At 68.2% G+C, this 1444-nt stretch carries 1 protein-coding gene; it reads right to left on the minus strand.

The window, feature by feature from the left end; all coding sequences use genetic code 11:
- Positions 1–1444: condensation domain-containing protein (locus AOK09_RS34690; RefSeq protein ID WP_245687614.1), on the minus strand; the 1444-nt coding region annotated here is incomplete at both ends.

The following is a 1444-nucleotide window of genomic DNA, read 5'->3' on the forward strand; positions in this document are numbered from 1 at the left end:
CCCACCGGAACACCACCACCACCAAAAACTTCCCCGACCATGACATCGAGGTCAAACTTCGCCGCCCGAGACGCCGCCGAGACGCCTTCCGCGCCGAGGCCGGGCAGTTCGACGGAGGCGTCGATGGTGTTCTGCTTGGTGAGGACGACCTGGAAGAGCGGGTGCCGGGCCATCGACCGGCTCGGCGACAACTCCTCCACCAACCGCTCGAACGGCACATCCTGATGCGCCAACCCCGACAACCCCGCCTCACGCACCCGCCCCAACATCTCCCGGAACGTCGGATCCCCCGACACATCCGCCCGCAACACCAACGTATTGACGAAACACCCCACCAAATCATCCAACGCCACATCCGTCCGACCCGCATACGCCGAACCGATCGGAATGTCCTCCCCCGCCCCCAACCGCGACAACAACACCGCCAACGCCGCCTGCAACACCATGAACACCGTCACACCCTCAGCCCGCGCCACCTCCACCAGACGCGCATGAACCTCCGCCGACACCTCCAACGGCACACTGTGACCCCGATGACTCGCCACCACCGGCCGCGGACGATCAAACGGCAACTCCAACTCCTCCGGCGCACCCCCCAACACCCCACGCCAGTACGCCAACTGCCGCGAAACCACACTCCCCGGATCCCGCTCGTCACCCAGCAACTCACGCTGCCACAGCGCATAGTCCGCATACTGCACCGGCAACGGCTCCCACACCGGAGCCCGCCCCTCACACCGCGCCGCATACGCCACCGACACATCACCCGCCAACGGCCCCATCGACCATCCATCGCCAGCTATGTGATGCACCGTCACCGTGAGAATGTGCTCGTCGGGGCCGCTCCTGAACAGACAGGCGCGGATCGGCACGTCCGTTGACAGGTCGAAGGCGAAGCGGCCGGCCTCGGCAACCGCGCCCTGCACGTCCTCGGCGAGGATGTCGCCGGTCTGCAGTTCCCATCGCAGGTCGGCCAGGTCCAGGATCCGCTGGTAGGGCTCTCCGTTGGCGGTGGGGAAGACGGTGCGCAGTACCTCGTGGCGTCCGAGGACGTCCAGGAAGGCGGCGTTCAGCGCCTCGTGGTCCACCGCGCCCGTCAGCCGCAGCGCCACCGGCACGTTGTAGGTCGCACTCGGCCCCTCCAACTGCTGCACGAACCACAGCCGGCGCTGGGCGAAGGAGAGCGGCACCCGCTCCGGGCGCTCGCCCGCGGTCAGCGCCAGCCGGGCCCGGTCCTCCCCACCCAGCCGTACCGCAAGCCCCGCCACCGTCGGCGCCTCGAACAGCGTCCGCAGCGACACCTCCACACCCAGCACCACCCGCACCCGGCTGATCAGCCGCACCGCCAGCAGCGAATGACCACCCAACGCGAAGAAGTCGTCGTCCACGCCCACGCCCTCCAGGCCCAGGACCTCCGCGAACACCCCGCAGAGGATCTCCTCCT

This window comes from Peterkaempfera griseoplana, from assembly GCF_001418575.1.
Taxonomy (GTDB): Bacteria; Actinomycetota; Actinomycetes; order Streptomycetales; family Streptomycetaceae; genus Peterkaempfera; species Peterkaempfera griseoplana.